The sequence below is a fragment of the Flavobacterium yafengii genome (assembly GCF_030010375.1).
GTDB classification, from domain to species: Bacteria; Bacteroidota; Bacteroidia; order Flavobacteriales; family Flavobacteriaceae; genus Flavobacterium; species Flavobacterium yafengii.
Genome location: NZ_JASCRY010000001.1, coordinates 1,713,883 through 1,728,193, shown reverse-complemented (window position 1 = coordinate 1,728,193; position 14,311 = coordinate 1,713,883). Strand labels below are relative to the sequence as shown.

At 33.9% G+C, this 14,311-nt stretch carries 15 protein-coding genes; 8 read left to right on the top strand and 7 right to left on the bottom strand.

From position 1 onward, the window contains the following. Positions 1 to 267: 267 nt before the first annotated feature. The 6 genes from QLS97_RS07565 to QLS97_RS07540 form a co-directional block, all read right to left on the bottom strand. Positions 268 to 849, bottom strand: a complete 582-nt coding sequence (locus QLS97_RS07565; RefSeq protein ID WP_282715515.1) for a DNA polymerase ligase N-terminal domain-containing protein — start codon at positions 847 to 849, stop codon at positions 268 to 270. Between the two features lie 43 nt (positions 850 to 892). After that, positions 893 to 1,258 (bottom strand): hypothetical protein, encoded by a 366-nt coding sequence (locus QLS97_RS07560; protein WP_099714960.1) that lies wholly within the window; start codon positions 1,256 to 1,258, stop codon positions 893 to 895. A 143-nt stretch (positions 1,259 to 1,401) separates the two neighbouring features. Further along, on the bottom strand, positions 1,402 to 2,985 hold the full coding sequence (locus QLS97_RS07555) for an efflux MFS transporter permease (protein WP_282715514.1): 1,584 nt from the start codon (positions 2,983 to 2,985) through the stop codon (positions 1,402 to 1,404). A 4-nt stretch (positions 2,986 to 2,989) separates the two neighbouring features. Beyond that, on the bottom strand, positions 2,990 to 4,042 hold the full coding sequence (locus QLS97_RS07550) for an HlyD family secretion protein (RefSeq protein WP_099714957.1): 1,053 nt from the start codon (positions 4,040 to 4,042) through the stop codon (positions 2,990 to 2,992). 35 nt (positions 4,043 to 4,077) lie between these two features. Then, positions 4,078 to 5,421 carry a TolC family protein gene (locus QLS97_RS07545; protein WP_282715512.1) on the bottom strand — a complete coding sequence of 448 codons (1,344 nt, stop codon included), beginning with the start codon at positions 5,419 to 5,421 and terminating at the stop codon, positions 4,078 to 4,080. Positions 5,422 to 5,590: 169 nt separating this feature from the next. Continuing rightward, on the bottom strand, positions 5,591 to 6,409 hold the full coding sequence (locus QLS97_RS07540) for a helix-turn-helix domain-containing protein (RefSeq protein ID WP_282715510.1): 819 nt from the start codon (positions 6,407 to 6,409) through the stop codon (positions 5,591 to 5,593). Between the two features lie 157 nt (positions 6,410 to 6,566). Here QLS97_RS07540 and scpC point away from each other — a divergent pair, with 157 nt between their 5' ends. The 8 genes from scpC to QLS97_RS07500 all read left to right on the top strand — a co-directional run bounded on the left by scpC (position 6,567) and on the right by QLS97_RS07500 (position 12,677). Further along, positions 6,567 to 8,087 carry a succinyl-CoA:acetate CoA-transferase ScpC gene (scpC, locus tag QLS97_RS07535; protein WP_282715508.1) on the top strand — a complete coding sequence of 507 codons (1,521 nt, stop codon included), beginning with the start codon at positions 6,567 to 6,569 and terminating at the stop codon, positions 8,085 to 8,087. Between the two features lie 182 nt (positions 8,088 to 8,269). After that, positions 8,270 to 8,530 (top strand): heavy-metal-associated domain-containing protein, encoded by a 261-nt coding sequence (locus tag QLS97_RS07530; protein WP_282715506.1) that lies wholly within the window; start codon positions 8,270 to 8,272, stop codon positions 8,528 to 8,530. An 87-nt stretch (positions 8,531 to 8,617) separates the two neighbouring features. Beyond that, complete coding sequence (locus QLS97_RS07525) at positions 8,618 to 9,001, top strand: hypothetical protein (protein WP_282715504.1); 384 nt, start codon at positions 8,618 to 8,620, stop codon at positions 8,999 to 9,001. A gap of 85 nt (positions 9,002 to 9,086) precedes the next feature. Next, positions 9,087 to 9,419 carry an ArsR/SmtB family transcription factor gene (locus tag QLS97_RS07520; protein WP_282715502.1) on the top strand — a complete coding sequence of 111 codons (333 nt, stop codon included), beginning with the start codon at positions 9,087 to 9,089 and terminating at the stop codon, positions 9,417 to 9,419. A 19-nt stretch (positions 9,420 to 9,438) separates the two neighbouring features. After that, a complete protein-coding gene (locus QLS97_RS07515) occupies positions 9,439 to 9,909 on the top strand; it encodes a DUF6428 family protein (protein ID WP_282715500.1) in 471 nt (156 codons plus the stop codon). A 15-nt stretch (positions 9,910 to 9,924) separates the two neighbouring features. Beyond that, entirely contained in the window at positions 9,925 to 10,557 is a 633-nt protein-coding gene (locus QLS97_RS07510) for an arsenate-mycothiol transferase ArsC (RefSeq protein WP_282715498.1), read from the top strand. A gap of 2 nt (positions 10,558 to 10,559) precedes the next feature. Next, positions 10,560 to 11,606, top strand: coding sequence for an ACR3 family arsenite efflux transporter (arsB, locus tag QLS97_RS07505; protein ID WP_282715496.1), 1,047 nt, complete (start codon positions 10,560 to 10,562; stop codon positions 11,604 to 11,606). 12 nt (positions 11,607 to 11,618) lie between these two features. After that, on the top strand, positions 11,619 to 12,677 hold the full coding sequence (locus tag QLS97_RS07500; RefSeq protein WP_282715495.1) for an ArsO family NAD(P)H-dependent flavin-containing monooxygenase: 1,059 nt from the start codon (positions 11,619 to 11,621) through the stop codon (positions 12,675 to 12,677). 46 nt (positions 12,678 to 12,723) lie between these two features. Here the strand turns inward: QLS97_RS07500 and QLS97_RS07495 are convergent, their stop codons facing one another. After that, on the bottom strand, positions 12,724 to 14,019 hold the full coding sequence (locus QLS97_RS07495; protein WP_282715493.1) for a TIGR00341 family protein: 1,296 nt from the start codon (positions 14,017 to 14,019) through the stop codon (positions 12,724 to 12,726). Positions 14,020 to 14,311: the final 292 nt, after the last annotated feature.

The window sequence follows — 14,311 nt, the reverse complement described above, 5'->3', positions numbered from 1 at the left end:
GGTATCGTCTGGATGTCTTTTTGAATTCCTCAAAACAACAAAAAGCTCCGCTTTACCGAAGTTCGCATTAGGGATTACTTCACTTTTATTTTAATCCGAGTTCTGTGAATTTCATTTGAAGTCAAAAGCCCACAGTACCGTTGAGTCTCAAACTCAACCGGACGAAGACTTGTAGCACATAGCCCAAATCATTATATAAAGAAAGCCAACTAATCCCTAAATTAATTGACTCTCTTTTTATAAGGCGGAACGCTCAAATCATAATTATTATCCGTTCTTCTTTTGCATACTTTCTAATGTCATATCAGAAAGTACAGATTTGTCTTGTTGCAAAACATCTTCATCATTTGCATATTGATCTTTTGACTTTATCAGAAGCCATGTATTTTCCTGTTTTGTTTTTAGTTTCACCAATGCGAATTCACCTTTCAGTTTTTTTCCATTAAGATTAAAGCTAAGATGCCCTTTTTGTAAATCGGATAGTAATTTATTTTCTGCATCATCTACCCTATCTTCATCAGCTAAAGTATAGGTTCCATTATCCCAAACGATAACATTCCCTGCGCCATAATTTCCCTCTGGAATAGTACCTTCGAAATCTTTATAACTATAAGGATGATCTTCTACCATAATGGCCAATCTTTTATCAGTCGGATTCATAGACGGCCCTTTTGGTATTGCCCAACTTTTTAACACACCATCCACCTCCAAGCGAAAATCATAATGCAAATGAGAAGCCGCATGTTTTTGCACCACGAAAATTAATTCAGTTGACGATTGCTTCATTTTCCCTTCAGGTTCTAAAGTGGATTTAAAATTACGCTTTTGATTGTATTCCGTTAAAGACATGATTAATTAGATTGGGATTTAAAATTTACGACAAAACCTTCTACTAAATTTTATCTCCAGAATTCTCATCTAAATTACTATGATTGTCGCCACCTATACTATAATGATTATTTTCTTCATCTTCATTTCCCGAGTTTTCCAATTCATCATCTAATTCTGAGCCAGGAACATCTAAATCTCCACCAGAAACATCCTCCTCAAAATTTTTTTCATTCAATTCCGTGACATTATTGATTTCAACAGGGACTTTATTTTTAGAAATATCTTCCGGATCTATTTCCATTTCTTTATGGAATTGACTGTATATATCTTCACTTGGTGGATATAAAAGAGAATCCGGGATTGCATTTTTATCCTTTTTACCCGGTTTTCTTTTATCAAAATTCAATTTATCGTTTCTATTATTCATTTTACACTTATTTAATTGATTTTCAGAACACTAAGTTAAACATTTTTAAATAAAAATAGATTATATAAGTATAAAAGAATACTCTATTCTTACACTTCATCAGAATAGGGTATTTTCTATTTAAAACTTTACAGTACACCTTTTTAAGTACCCCAAATTCTATTTTTTAAAAGGTCAAATGTTTGTCTTAAATGCTGATTAAGCAATAGAAAAACAACCACAATAACCATTAGATAACCAATAGCAGTAAAGATTTCCATATTGGACAATAAAACCGATTGTTTTGAAACCGAACTGATAATTTGTTTCATCGCTAATGTATTGGAGTCATCCACAGTATAGCCTTTAGTCATAAAACTTCGGGTGAGTTGTTCGACACGCATTTGCGTTTCTGGACTTTCGGGAAGAACAAATTGTCTGAATTTTGTAAAATGGGTACTCTGTAAAAACAATCCTGCGTTTTGAATCATGGCAAAACCCATTATACTTCCCCAAAAACGCCCTGCAACTCCCACTACTCCCGCAAAAGGAGCATAGTGCGTAGGAACGGCAGATACCGTGAACAAGACTAACGGAACAAATATTATTCCTACAGCCACACCCTGTAACATATACGGAATCGCAATATCAAACAGGGATGCATCCGGCACAAAAAGAAACGTAAACCAAAAATGAAATAGCGCTAAAAGTGAAAATCCGATTATAAAAATATAGCGAGAAGCTACGGATTTGGACAAAAACACCACAGTCAAAATCATCCCAATTACATTTCCTGTCAAATTCAAATACTGCACATGCGCCACTCTTGAAGGCTCCCAATTCCAGACAACTGCCATCGTACTATGACAAATATTCAATGTTGCTCTGGCAATGTAGAAAACTACGGATAACAACAATCCGGTCCTTAGATTCGCATAGCGAAAGACTCGCATATCAAAAGTAGGTCTCTTCACCAGCATTTGTCGGGCAATAAAAAAACCTCCTGTTAGCAAGGCAACAATGAGTGCTGCAACAATTTGGGGGGATTCAAACCAATATTTTTTTTGACCATAAACCACAAAATAACTACCGCACAAAATAGCGGTAAGCACAAGAATAAAACTGGCCCAATCAATCTGATACAACGGAATTTTTTTATGAAACCGATTGTTATTAAAGGTAATCATAACCAAAGCCACGCACACAATTTGGAAAAAAGCGGAACCATACGCCATATATTTCCAATCGTAATTCTCCAGCAACCACACCGCAATATTCATTATAAAAGGAGAAGCCAGCATCAAGGCTCCATAATTAATTGTAAAAGCAATAATCACGGCATTTTTAGACTTAAACCGTGCAATCAAAAATTGTCTTAAGGGTAAAACTGGTAATGCCATCAGAATTCCTTCGGCCATTCTTAGCATAATAAACAAATAAAAATTTTCTATGTAAGCCGTTAGTATAAATGTTAAAGCTGCCAAACTATAAATAACCAGAAAATATTTCTTGGTTGGAAAAAACTTAAAAAACCGACTTTCGATAAGAATGGTAGCTAAAAAAGTCCCATAGGTAACACACATCGAAAACTGTAAATCTTCAACTTCTACATCCAAAAAACTTGCTGCATACGTCACATTAGAAGTATATACTCCTAATAAAACCATGGAATGCAACATGCAGAAAAATATTATAGCAATAATGGCCCAGTTAGGAACCCAAGATTTAAAAATACTTGTTTTTGACATTGGATTATTTGTGTTCGGCAATAACGGTAACATTCATACCGGCTCTAAGAAAGTCCGTTTGTGCATCACTTTCTTTTAATTTTATTCGAACTGGAATTCTTTGCTCTATTTTTATAAAGTTACCCGTTGCATTATCAGGAGGCAATAATGAAAAACGTGCGCCACTGGCTGGCGATAAAGATTCAATAGTTCCTATAAATTCTCTTCCACTTATTGCATCTGCTTTCAGCTCCACTTCTTGGCCAATGGATAAATATTGCAGTTGTGTTTCCTTGAAATTAGCCGTAATCCACTTTTCCTTGCTAACGATAGAAACTAAGGTCTGCCCTTCTTTTATCATTTGTCCCGGTTGCATGATTTTTTTACCAACCCAACCATCATAAGGAGCTGTAATTACAGTATAGGAAAGAAACAAAGTAGCATTGTCAGCAACCGCTTGCTTGGACTGAATTATAGTCTGAGCCGTAGGTATTTTAGCCGAAGCTTCTGAGGTGTTCAATACCGCCGATTGAATCGTGTTTACTATTTCCTGATAATGCGCTTGAGCCAATTCATAATCCGCTTTTACTTTTTCAAGCTGTTGTTCAGTAGCCGCTTCTTGGCTTACTAATCCTTTATAGCGATTGTATTCCAATTTTGTTTTCCAAACTTCTGTTTTTGCAGCTTGTAACTGAGCTAGTCTAACGGAAGTTACATTAGAAGTTGTTGCGACATTTTTTTCAATCACAATGCTATTGCTTTTTGCATTTTCAACATCGGCCAATGCCATGTCTAAATGCGCTTTGTATTCCCTATCGTCAATTACTAGTAATGTATCGCCTTTGTGAACAAATTGATTTTCATTATAGCGCACTTCAGTTACATACCCTGTAATTCGAGCCATAATTGGCGTTACATATTGATCCACCTGGGCGTCATTAGTTTCTTCGTGATTTTTATTAAAAATATAAAACCAAATCCCTAAAACAATTCCGCCGAGAACCAGCATACCGGATATCACGGTAATTAATCTATGAAATGATCGATGAGCTCTTGACGAATTATGAACTTTTACCATATAAATTTGAAACTAAATTATATTAAATTGAATTATTATTTGTTGAGTAATCCTGCCGTATGGAGCAATTCATACTGTTTCATAACCATATCTATTCTAGTGGAAACTTTGTTGAATTTTGCCTGAAGCAACGCATTATCCGCATCGACCATTTCCGTAATCAAAACCAGTTGGTTAAGGTATTTTACTTTTACAATGCGATAATTTTCATTGGCTAAATCCAATGCTTTATCTGTAACCGGTAACTTGTCCAGTATTTCCTGATATTGGGTATGCTTTCTAAACACTTTATCCACCATTTCATTTTTCACAAGCTCCGATTCATTTTCTTGCAAATCCACTTTTAAATTGGCAACCTGAACTTTGGCTTTATTTTTATATAAACCCGACAAATTATAAGTAGCCTCTACTCCTATTTGCCCTATGGTATAGAGATAAGAACGATTCAGCGTAAACAACATGTAGTCAGGATATTTTAGATTATAATTTCCAAAGAAGCTGACCTTAGGATAATAATTCCCTTTCACCATTTTTAACTCTGTTTTTTTAACGTCCACTTCCCTATTTGCGATACGCATTTCTTCGTTTTGAAGCGTCTCTTTAAAATAGAAATCATAGTCTTTCAAAGGAGCGATATCGAGTAATCCTGTTGTATCAATAGCAATTTCAACTTCCTCGGGCAACTGCAATACTGTTTTTAACTCTTGAAGTGCAATTTTGATGTTTTTTTTATTCGTTAACGAATTAAGCTCACGATCTGAAAGTTGCAACTCAGAACGCAACACTTCGTTTTTAGTAACCGTTCCAAAGGTTTTAAAAGCTTTCACTTCTTTCAATCGTTCCTGTTCTTCTTTAATGCTTTCGCCAATGATTTTCTGGAGTTCCATCATTTTATAAATGCCCAAAAAAGTAGCTATCACCTGTAATTGAATGTTATTCTGCGTCTTCTCTACCTTGATTTTGGCAATTTCGTTTTCCTCTTTCGACTTTTTAATCGCATTATTGATTTTATTACCAGCATAAAGCGGTACATCAAATTTTGTAACGACATCATATAGTACGGTTCCAGGTTCAGGAGTATAGGTATGTTTGTCTGAGAAAAAACCACCTTCGTATTCCGTCAAGTCAGATAATCGGGAATACATCGCATTAAAATTAACTTCCGGCAAACGAAGATTTTTTGTCACTGCAATTTCTTTTTCTGAGATTCGCTGTTCGATATGAGATTTCTGAATCGCCTTATTATTTTCTTTAGCAATTTTTAAAGCATCATTCAAAGAAATTGTGGAAACTTGTTGTGCCTGTAATGAAGTGAATCCATGAAAGAAGAGGAATAGCAACAAGTAATTTTTTGAAAAATTAATTTTCGCTTGGTTCAAAAAAACCTGATTTTTAAGAAACATAATATAGATAAAGGAATAGAATACAAAGTTCCCAAATTTAATCCATGCCGTAAAATCAACAAAAGCCAACTATTTATTCATTTCAGACAATTATAAAACAAGGACAAACACTATAACGATTGCAGAAAATGAGTGCTGTGAAAAACTACTTTTTTAATATTTCAATCCCTTTTAAATAATCAGAAGGGCGTTGTCCTAAAATCTTGAAAAATGTGTTGCTAAAAGTTGGAACGCTACTATATCCCACAGCTTGCGCCACTTCATTAACAGATAGATTTTTTTCGAGTAACAATTCAATTGCTTTTAAAATTCTCCGAATCGTGAAATATTGAATGAATGACATGCCCAAATCTTTTTGGAACAAACGATACAAAGAGCGCTCGCTAAAACCAAATCGATTGGCCAAATCAGAGAACAAAATAGTTTCTCCCAAGTTTTTATCTAAATAACTAATGATTTTATTCAGGCGAATATCCTTTGGCAAAGGCAACGATAACGGTAAATTAGTCAGACAGATTTCTGGTAAAATGGCTTTTATTGCATTGGCAATACTAAAATTTCTAGTCCCCTTTTTTAGATTTCCGTTCCATCGGTTTGTGAAAAGCATCATTTGCAGCAATAAATCGTTAATGGGATAAATGCCTTCTTTTTCATAAAAAGGATCTTCATTTGAATCTATTGGAAAATACAAATTCCGCATCATGACATGCTCAGAATTGGGATGAATACTATGTTTTATTCCGCCTGGAATCCAGATAAAATGACGCGCAGGAAGAAAATAAGATTTGGTTTCAGTGGTGACGTGAACAATACCACCTTCAGAATAGAGCATTTGAGCTTTTTCATGCTTGTGAGTTGGAATTAACAATTCACCCATCAAATCATGGTGGCAATAAATACTTTTTTTATCGGTATCAACCTCTTTTATATAATATTTCTCTTCTAAAGTTTCTAATGGACTCATTGTGGCTGAAATGAATATTTTTATGACTTATTACGATATTTATCCAGTTCTTAATTTCACTAAAATTGTACATGATATAAATTAAAATCTAAAAATTGATTTAATTCATTATCAAAACATCAATTTTTGGTTATTTTTTTATTAAAAACACATAATTATGCAGTCGGATAGAATTAGATTTCAAAGTTACAAAGACAAAGTTATTTCTGCACAAGATGCCGCTTTATTTTTCAAAGACAAAATGACTATCGGAACCAGTGGATTTACAAAAGCTGGTGACAGTAAAGCTGTTTTACCTGCTTTTGCCGAAAGAGCAAAATCAGAAACTATTGGAATCACATTAATTACCGGTGCTTCTTTAGGGCATACCACAGATGCGGACTTAGCTAACAATAACGCTTTGTACAAAAGAATGCCATTTCAGGTTGATGCTACTTTACGAAAAAAAATAAACGAAGGAAAAGTACTTTTTATAGACCAACATTTAAGTGAAACAGCCGAATTATTAGAAAACAAACACCTTCCAAAAATTGACATTGCTGTAATTGAGGCCACGTACATTGATGAGAATGGAAATGTAATTCCAACAACCTCAGTTGGAAATTCAGCTACTTTTGCGCATGCGGCCGATAAAATCATCATCGAAATAAATACTTCCATACCATTTGAATTCAAAGGGATTCATGATATTTATATTTCAAAAAATTATCCAAATCGAGACGTTTTAAACATCACAGCTGCAGATGAAAGAATTGGAACCGATTATATCACGATTGATCCTGACAAAGTCATTGGAATTGTTTTCACAGAAATTCCTGATAGTCCGGCACAAGTAACTGCAATAGATCCCAAAACGGCTGCCATTGCCAATCATTTACTGGCTTTTTTTGAAAATGAAATCAAAGAAGGACGCTTAACCAAATCATTAATGCCGTTACAAGCGGGAATAGGAAAAGTAGCTAATGCGGTCATGTCTGGCTTTGCCAAAGGAAATTTTGAAAATTTAGTAATGTATTCCGAAGTCTTGCAGGACAGCACTTTTGAACTAATTGACAGCGGAAAATTAGATTTTGCATCGGCTTCTTCCGTAACCGTTTCTGAAAATTGCTATAAACACATTCTTGATAATTTCGAAAAGTACAAGGACAAAATTCTACTTCGACCGCAAACCATCAGCAATTCAGCCGAAGTGATACGAAGATTAGGAGTTATAGCCATAAATACAGCCATTGAATTTGATATTTATGGAAATGTAAATTCAACCCATATTTCTGGAACCAAGATGATGAACGGTATTGGTGGTTCGGGTGATTTTGCCCGAAATGCCTATTTGAGTATTTTTGTTACCCAATCATCTTCAAAAGAATATAATGCCATTTCTCATGTTTTACCAATGGTTTCACACGTGGACCATACGGAACATGATGTTGATATTTTAATCACCGAACAAGGAATTGCCGATTTAAGAGGACTTGCACCCAGAGAACGCGCCAAAGTTATCATTGAAAATTGTACGCATCCGGAATACAAAGACGAATTATCAAATTATTTTAATCGGGCTTGTTTGCGCGGCGGACATACACCTCACATTTTAGAAGAAGCGTTCAAACTACACTCCAGATATATTGAAACCGGCAGCATGAAACAAAACTGTTCAGTTGAATTACCCTTGCATTAGTAATTATATATATTTTTAAACATCCCTAAACATGCTTTTTGTTCAGGGATTTTTTTATTGAATCAATTTATTTTTGAAAGTTAAAAATTTTATTTTTTTTCATTTTTATAAAACATAAATTACTAACTTTAAGCTACTTAATTCAAAATATAACTCAATTACTAATTATAAAAAATAAAGACATGAGTGTACTAACTGATAATGTAATCCCGGGTAATCATGGCAAAATTTTTGGGACAAATGCTATAGAAGATATTGATTTAATAGAAATAAAATCTAGCCTATTAGAATTAGACGGAATAAAAGAAGTTGTATTGAATACTGGAATTTTCCCAAGAGAATTTACAGTACACACTTCCAAAATGATACCTATAAGTGATATTGAAAATCGAGTTAAACTAGTCGGATTTCATGCTATTCCAAAAGATCTATTTGAGCTTTGATATTTTGGAATAAATTCCCCCAAAGCTTTCCCTTTTACAATTTTTATTAAAATAAAGAAAAACTCAAATTATTAAAAAGACAAAAAAATGGAAACTAAAAAAACAATTTATGAATTACACGAAGAACATAAAACGTGGCTAAACAAACTTTTGTTCTATAAAGATGAGCTTAAAATTATGGCTGATCGAATTACGGAGGTTGCAGAAAAGAATACTTCAAATGAGGTACGCTCCCTGGCAGATTATTTTCATAATCAGCTGATTATTCAAAAGGAACAGATAGATATCTTAAATCACGATATTAAAAGTCACGAATCGTATCTTAAGGCAGCTGTACTAAAGAATCCAAATGCAATTGATCAAGAAAAATTTTCAGACCATAAAAAGCACCGAGAAAGTATTGCCATTTTTGAAAAACTTTTTAGAGAATTGAGAGAAGAACTGATTGATTTTCTATCGAAATGGATGTAAATTTTGAATGACTTTTAAAAATTTACTATTCTAAATTTTGTTTTTACATATCTATATCGTAATATTGCAATATAAATATATAACGATGGGAATTACTAAATCAGAACATTTTACAGACGAGCAAAACGAATTGGCAACTTTAGCGAAAGCCATAGGCCATCCTGCACGTATTGCTATTATACAACACCTCATCAAAGTAAACAGTTGTGTGTGTGGCGATATTGTAAACGAACTGCCACTAGCCCAACCTACTGTTTCGCAGCATTTGAAAGAACTAAAAAATGCCGGACTTATAAAAGGCAATTTTGAAGGAAATGCCATTTGCTATTGCCTTAACGAAGAAGGTTTTAATAAAATAAAGGGCTTTTTTCAGCACATCAATACCTATTTAGAGAACAAGAAAAATCAATGTTGTTAATTTTTAAATTACAAGAATCATGAAATTATCAGAAATTAAAAAAGAGTTGAGCACGTTAGAAAACGTTGTTTTTGTATTACCAAACGGAACCTATGTTCCAGAACATTTTCACGTAACTGAAGTGGGCTTAATCACCAAAAACTTTATTGATTGCGGTGGAAAAGTTCGAAAAGAAACCGTTGTTAACTTCCAATTATGGGATGCCAATGACTTTGAACACCGTCTAAAACCAAAAAAACTTTTGGATATCATTGCTCTTTCAGAAAAAATACTGGGAATTGAAGATTATGAAGTAGAAGTAGAATTCCAAGCAGAAACGATTGGAAAATACGATATTGGTTTCAACGGAACAGCATTTACTTTATTAAACAAACAAACAGCATGTTTGGCACAAGATCAATGTGGCATTCCTGCAGAAAAACAAAAAGTGAAATTATCTGAAATTCCAAGTCAAACCAATAGCTGCACTCCTGGTGGAGGCTGTTGCTAATTTTAAAACTATAAAATGACTTTAACCAAAACCATTCTATTTCCAGAAATCCAAAAAACAATCCGTACTTTTAATTTCGAAAGCATTTCGACGGAACGCAAAATTGTTTTGCAACCGCTTATTGATTTTATTCAAACAAAAGCATCGAATCAACAAGAAATTCGGTTGAATTTAATCTGTACTCACAATTCCAGAAGAAGCCATTTGTCACAAGTTTGGGCACAAACTGCAGCGGCACATTTTAATATAAAAAATGTATTTTGCTATTCTGGTGGTACCGAAGCAACGGCTTTATTTCCTATGGCAGCAAAAACATTAGAACAATCTGGCTTTAAAATCAAAACTATTGCGGCAGGAACTAATCCTATTTACGCCATAAAATATGGGGAGAACGAGCATCCAATTATTGGTTTTTCCAAAACGTATGATGACGATTTTAATCCAAAAAGTGAATTTGCAGCAATTATGACGTGTTCCCAAGCGGATGGCGGTTGTCCATTTATTGCTGGAGCTGAAAAGCGTATTCCAATCACTTTTGAAGATCCAAAAGCATTTGACAACACACCTCAACAAACAGAAAAATATCAGGAACGCAGTTTACAAATTGCAACCGAAATGTTTTATATATTCTCTCAAATAAAATTATAATAATGGCCGCTAAAAAAAGATTAAATTTTCTCGATAGTTACTTGACACTTTGGATATTTCTAGCAATGATAATTGGCGTTTCCATTGGCTATTTTATCCCGTCCAGCAGCGGTTTTATTAATTCCTTTTCAAGTGGAACGACTAATGTTCCCATAGCTATTGGATTAATATTAATGATGTATCCGCCATTGACTAAAATTGATTTTTCGAAAATTTATTTAATGTTTGAAAAACCAAAATTACTGACTGCTTCTTTCTTTATCACCTGGATTGTTGGTCCATTCTTAATGTTTTCATTGGCAACATTCTTTTTGAAAGACTATCCAGAATACATGATGGGTCTAATCATAATTGGGATTGCGCCTTGCATTGCGATGGTAATTGTATGGAATGAATTAGCCGAAGGAAACAGGGAATTAACAGCGGGCTTAATCGGAATTAATAGTTTGCTTCAAGTGTTCTTCTTTAGTTTATATGCATATTTCTATTTGGAGATCATGCTGCCATTATTTGGAATAAAAGGCTTGGAATTAAATATTACTATTGCACAAATTGCTGCAACAGTCGGTATTTATTTAGGAATTCCATTTGCATTAGCAGTAATTAGCCGTTATGCCATCAAGAAATTCATTGGAGACAAATGGTTTAATCAAAAGTTTATTCCGTTTGTTTCTCCCATTACTTTGATTGCGTTGCTTTTTACAATCGTAGTCATGTTCAGTTTAAAAGGTGAAATGATTGTTGATTTACCACTAGATGTGCTTAGAATTGCCATTCCACTTGTCATTTTCTTCACCATTATGTTTTTCCTGATGTTCTTTGTTTCCAAAAAAATTGGTGCTAATTATAGAGATGCTGTTGCGCTTTCATTCACTGCGTCCGGGAATAATTTCGAATTAGCAATCGCTGTTTCCATTGGTGTTTTCGGTATTAATAGCGGGCAGGCATTTGCAGGAGTTATTGGGCCATTAGTAGAAGTTCCTGCTTTGATAATTTTGGTAAATGTGGCTTTTTGGCTAAAGAAAAAATATTATACTAGAACAACTTAAAGTAAAATCCCAATGCACAAAATTCTGGATGTTATTGTTATTGGTGGCGGACAAAGCGGATTGGCTTGCGGATATTATTTACGACGCCATAAACTCAACTTTCTCCTCCTGGACAAAGAAGAAAAGTGCGGAGGTGCCTGGCTTCATGCTTGGGACAGTCTGACGCTTTTTTCTCCCGCCGAACACAGTTCTTTACCGGGTTGGTTGATGCCAAAATCTAAAAATCTGTTCCCCTTAAAACAAGAAGTCATCGATTATTTGTGCCAATATGAAAAACGTTACGAACTGCCAATAGAGCGCTCCGTTACTGTAGAAAACATAACTTCTGAAAATAAAGTATTCAAAGTTTACACCAATAAAGGTATCTATTTTTCAAAAGCAATTCTTGCGGCAACGGGAACTTGGAACAATCCTTTTATTCCAAAGATTAAAGGAATAGATACTTTCAAAGGGATTCAAATCCATTCCGCCTATTACAAAAATGCAGAACAGTTTAATAATTTAAAAGTTCTGGTTGTAGGCGAAGGAAATTCAGGCGCGCAAATTGTATCCGAAATTTCTAAAGTCACCACCGTGAAATGGTCTACCAGAAAACCACCACAATATTTACCGGATGAAGTAGACGGATTTTATCTTTTTAATGTGGCAACCGCCAAATACAATGCTGAAAAAGAAGGGAAACCATTTGATGCTGCCAATTATGATTTGGGAAATATTGTAATAGTGCCACCAGTAAAAGAAGCTCGATCCAGGGGAGTTTTGATTTCAAGTGGCAGTTTTGAAAGCATGTATGAAAACGGTGTAATTTGGCCTGACGGAACCAAAGAAGATTTTGATGCGATAATCTGGTGTACCGGTTTTGGTTATGCGACGTCTTTTTTGAAAAATATTGTTTCAGCAGATGAACGCGGCATCGTAAAAACCGAAGAAAGCAAAGCAACTGAAATTCCCGGATTGTGGCTCGCGGGTTACGGCAGTTGGACTGGTTACGCATCAGCAACACTCATTGGAATAAACAGAAATGCCAAACAAACCTGTAACGAAATTATTGAATATTTACAGCAAATCTAAATCCATTTATTATAAAAATCCGTTCATTAAAGTAGTTTAAACGAATTTATTGCCTTTTATAAATTTCAACAACATCCGTTTTGAATTTGTTTTTGAGCCATGCAATCAATTTTTGTTTTTCGGCAGTATTTATATCTTTTTTACTTTCATAAAGCACTACTGTAATCACTTTTTTAGTGGTCTTATTTTCATTAAACACATGATTCGCAATAGCAATATTTTCAATCTCAGGAAACAGTATTCGTGTTTCATTGAGAATAGCGTTATTATCGAATTTCAAAGAAGTAATTTGACTTTGCAGCTTGGCAATAATCAAATCTTTTTCGCTCATGGTTTTATTGTTAAAGGTAATTTCATTCAAAATATCCTGCTTTAAATCAGTTGTATCTTGAATAATATTTAAAACCGTATTGTTCAATTCATAGGTTTTCAATTTTCCGTTAAGTTCTTTTATTTCATCCTTATCCAATCTTTTTCTTAAAAAAGCAATATCTATTTTTTTGGGGTTTGAAGTAAACTCCGTTTTTTTATACAGAACAGTAAATCCCTTATCAATAAACTCTACTTTTAAAAATTGTTCTACTTTTTGCTTGTATTTTTTTTCTTGGAAAAGCTGATATGCAAAAAAGACACTAGGTACTATCAAAGCTAAAGTCAAAAAAGAAATCATATACTTTACTCTCTTTTCTGTCTTTAAATTGGTTTGTTTAACAATTGGATATTTTAAATATTTGACAATTATGAACGTTGCAATACAAATAAAAACACAATTGATAGTGTACAAATACATAGCCCCAAAAAAGAATTTAAAATTCCCCAAGGCTAATCCGTAACCCGCCGTACATAAAGGTGGCATTAAAGCCGTTGCGATGGCAACTCCGGGAATAGGATTTCCTTTCTCTACTCTTGTGATCGCAATTACTCCAACCAATCCTCCAAAAAAAGCAATGAAAATATCGTAAATATTAGGAGATGTTCTTGCTAAAAGTTCTGACTGCGTGTCTTTGAAAGGACTTAAAAAAAAGTAAATCGTAGAAACCACCAAACTCACCACAGTGGCAATAACTAAATTTTTAAGTGATCTTTTAAGCAGATTAAAATCATAAATTCCCAAACCAAAACCAGCTCCAACAATTGGTCCCATCAAAGGGGAAATAAGCATGGCTCCAATAATAACTGCGGTTGAATTTACATTCAAACCTACAGAAGCCACTACAATTGCACAGGCTAAAATCCATAAGTTAGAACCTCGGAAAGAGATGTTTGACGTTACATTATCTAAGACTTTCTTTTTGTTTTCTTCTCCGCTATGTAAGTCAATAAAATTTACTACTTTATTCATTTCTTCTCGTTTATCTCTTATTTAAATAGTACCTAATAACAACTGATTTTAATTATTGCTGTTGCTTATCTAGATAGCAAGATAGCCAATTCTAGTCTATTTTAGAAATTATTGGGTAATACAATTCAAATCTTTAATATAAATCCTAGACTTCCACTAACCAATACTGTAATATAAATAAGCCTATACAAAGTGCTTTTTTAACTATTACTAACGGGCTTCGAAATGAATTCATAAATTTGGCAGACTACACAAGACTTTAACCTAGTGAAAGATTAAATTTACAAAACCT